This window comes from Nocardioides sp. AN3, from assembly GCF_054653495.1.
Map to the genome: position 1 here is coordinate 1 of NZ_BAAIGC010000066.1, position 3,606 is coordinate 3,606.

Annotated in this window: 2 protein-coding genes; both read right to left on the reverse strand. The window is 68.8% G+C overall.

The window, feature by feature from the left end; genetic code table 11:
* Positions 1-10: 10 nt before the first annotated feature.
* Complete coding sequence (locus ACYQ1K_RS27705) at positions 11-916, reverse strand: NAD(P)-binding domain-containing protein (RefSeq protein ID WP_459986853.1); 906 nt, start codon at positions 914-916, stop codon at positions 11-13.
* Positions 917-946: 30 nt separating this feature from the next.
* Complete coding sequence (locus ACYQ1K_RS27710) at positions 947-3,418, reverse strand: AMP-binding protein (protein ID WP_459986854.1); 2,472 nt, start codon at positions 3,416-3,418, stop codon at positions 947-949.
* Positions 3,419-3,606: the final 188 nt, after the last annotated feature.

Sequence of the window (3,606 nt, forward strand, 5' to 3'; positions counted from 1 at the left end):
ATTAGAAGTACTAGTCGCTCGTGGCCGGATCTGCACAGCCGACGACATTCGTCAGGGAGTAGAAGCCCGCGTTGCCGAGTCCGGCTGACTCCGCCGCCGCCAGGCTCTCGACGACGCCCTCGAACACCCGGACCCGGTGGCCCGCAGTCTGGAGGGCATCGAGGCAGTATCGACCCATGTCGGCGCACAGCTCGATCCTCGCCTGGTCGGTCGAGTGGTCGCCGCTCACGATCGTTGCGACCGTCTCCTCCGTCACCTCGGGAAGCAGTGCGATCGCGGGCCGGGTGATCTCACCGAGCAGCTCGGTGGACACGCCCTGACCGAGGAGGTAGGTCGCCGCCTCGACGTAGGCGCTCATGGCACCGAACAGGAACACGGACATCCCGATGTACAGCACGTTGGGGATGTCCACCCGCTCCGAGACGTGCCGCGACGCGCCGCCGAGCATCATCAGGGCCTGCTCGTGCGAGGACCAGACCTCGGAGGGGCCCCCGAAGCAGATGGTCGCATCGGCCGAGCCGATCTCGCGGGGATAGCAGAAGATGCTGCCGTCCAGATACGCCGCACCGCGCCCAGTGGCCCAGCGCTCGAGGTCCGTAGCGTCTTGCGGCGTGCCGCCGACGAGATTGACCAGCGTCGCCCCGTCCCAACTGTCGACGGGGGCGAGCGCGGCGAGCAGGGTCTCATAGGTCGACGTGCAGGCGGCGACCAGCGCCGAGGCGCGTACGGCGTCGACGACGGAGGGGATCGGCGTGACGCCGTCGCCGGTGAGAGCCTCGGCTCGCTCGGGCGTCCGGTTCCAGGCCGCCACGCTAAGTCCGCTTGTCGCGAACTGCCGCGCGAGCGCGGAGCCCATCAGGCCGCACCCGATGACGGCGACGTCGTGGGAACGGGCGGGCGGGACCGACTCAGACATGTACAGATCTCCTTTTGGGTGTCCTGTGCTCTAGCTTCGCTCGGCGATCTCGCCGTCGTCACACTCGGAGCTGGTGAACCACGCGGCCACCGCAGCGCGCTGCGGCTTCCCCAAAGGCGCTCGGGGCATCTCGCGCACCGCGCGGATGTCGCGCGGGACCTTGAATGTGGGCAGCTCGCGAGCGAGCGCCTCAGCTACCGCCTCTCGGACGTCGGCGATCTCCCGGCCGGCGCCGACCTCGATGGCCAGCGCGACATCCTCGCCAAGAACGGGATGCGGGATCGCGCACGCCACCGCCCCGGTCACGCCGGTGACTGTGGTCGCGACCTCCTCGACCTCGATCGGGTCGAACTTGTAGCCGCCGCGGTTGATCCGGTCGCCGACCCGTCCGCGGATGTAGTACACGTCGCCTTTGCGTTCGACGATGTCGCCGGTGCGGAACCAGCCGTCACGCAGCTTCTCCGCCGTCAGATCCGGGCGGTCGAGGTAGCCCTCCATCATCCCGAAGCAGGACATGACGAGCTCACCCTCGGTGTCGACCTCCTCGCCGTCGGGTCCGACCAGCCGTAGGTCGAGCGGCCCGACCGGTCGCCCGATCACCCCGGTGTCGCGGATGTTCTCCTCGTCGACCGCGACCAGCATGCCCGCGCAGCTCTCCGTCAGTCCGTAGGCGTTGACCAGATGCGCACTGCCACGTCGCTCGACGAACCAGGACGCGTCCGTGCGCGAGAGGGTCTGGCCGATCACGACGTAGGCGCGCGCGACCGGGGTCGCATCCGGCTCGGCCTGGCGCCAGAGCGCGAGATGCGCCGGACCGCCGTAGAACAGGATGGCTTGAACGTCCTGCATGACCTGGGTGAAGGTTCCCGGGTCGAACTTCGAGAGGAAGTGCATCCGTGCACCCACGGCCAACCCGACGTTCAGGAACCCGTTGGCGGTCGCCGCGCTCCCTGCCTGGAAGGCAGAGACGAGGGTGTCGTCCGCACCGAGCGGTTCGCCGGCCTGATCGAAGGAGGTCCTGCCGACGAACGCGAGCTCGCTCACGAGGACGCCCGCCCAGGCGAGTGCACGGTGGCTCAGAAGGATGCCCTTGGGATCACCGGTCGTGCCGGACGAGTAGGAGATGTCGGCGATCGTCTCGCCCCACCGGTCGAGCAGCGGCTCGTGTCGCGGCTCCGCGGCCGCCGCGATGTCGTCGCGGCCGCTGCTGAGCACCGTGCCCGCGCCGGCGAGGTCGATCTGCGCCTGCAGCGCCTGCGCGGGCAGCCGGTAGTTCAGCACCAGTGCCGGCCGCTCGGCGCCCTGCGCGGCGATGTAGCTGACCACGAAGTCGATCGCGTCCGCGGCGTCGTACACGAGGGCGACCGGCGAGACGCCCCCGCTTCTCATCGACGAGGCCCGCTCCTGGACGCGCTCGTGCCATTCGGCAAAGGTGATCCATCGGCGGTCGCAGCCGAGGCCGAGCTCGTCTGGATGGACGGCGGCCCAGTGTGCGACCTGGTCGCACGTCCTGATCCCGCGCACGTCCTCGGGTGTCAGTCTCACCATTCGCTCGGCGTCCCATCGCCCTTCCTCGATCCACACGCCACGGAAGAAGGCCGGGCCAGTCAAGTTCGTTGTCATGGTGCTCATCTCGTTCGCCGCGGCGATCCGCGGTCGATCACGGACGGGTCGGGGAGCGTGGATCTCACACCAACGGCTCGACCGTCCTGACGTCCGACGACACCTCCAGTGCTCGCCATATCGACACCAGCGCCCGACCGGTATGGCTCGCGGCGCGCCGCACGCTCTCCGCGACCAGTTCACCCGGCGTGGCGACGACGACGGCAGCGGCGGTGATGGTCTCGCCGTTGGCGAACGTGGCGACCACGTCGTCGCCGGTCTGGTCGACACGCGCGACGGGCTCTCGAGCCGGGCCTGGGTGACGTCCTGCGCAATGCGCGTCGCCAACGCGCCGGTGCGAGTGCGCGTGGTGATGCCCATCAGCCAGGTAACCAGGCTCTGCCCGAAGACTGCGACGAAGCTCAGCTCCGTGAGCGCCGACTGCTCCTGCGGGTACATGAAGGTGTACCCCGAGCAGCTGTTCGCGACGAAGTCGTAGGTCTCTGGTGGGTGATCGAGCGGCGCGAGGAACTCCTCGAGCGAGACGTCGAGATCCGCGAGGTCCTGGTGGTCCAGCGGCATCCCGGGGCGGATGCGCAGGGACGACTTGATGAGGTGAAGTGCGGCGCGCTCGATGTCGTGGAGCTGATCGAGCGGCGCGAACGTGCCCGGCAGGCGCTTGCCGCCGAGGATGGTCTCGATGTTCTCCGGCTCCGGCAGCTCGCCCGTCTCGAACCCGTACCTCTCGAGCTCGCGGTTGGTGTGCACGACGGCGGGGAGGACGAACTGGCCGCCCAGCTCGATGTCCACGTCGGTGCCCGGGAACTTCGAGGAGTAGGTCCGGCCACCCAGTCTGTCGCGAGCCTCGAGCAGCAGCACCCGGTTGCCCTGCTCAGTCAGGTCGCGCGGCCGTGGCGCCGGCGAAGCCGCCGCCGATCACCACCACGTCGTAGATGTGGCTGTCTGCGCTCATCTCAAGACTCCCCTCGCTCGGATGCGTCGTTGCGTCGCCGACCGCAGCTCAGGACCCCTGATGCGACAACACTACGGCAGGTCGACAGGGTTACGAAACCCGTTTCTTGTTGGCA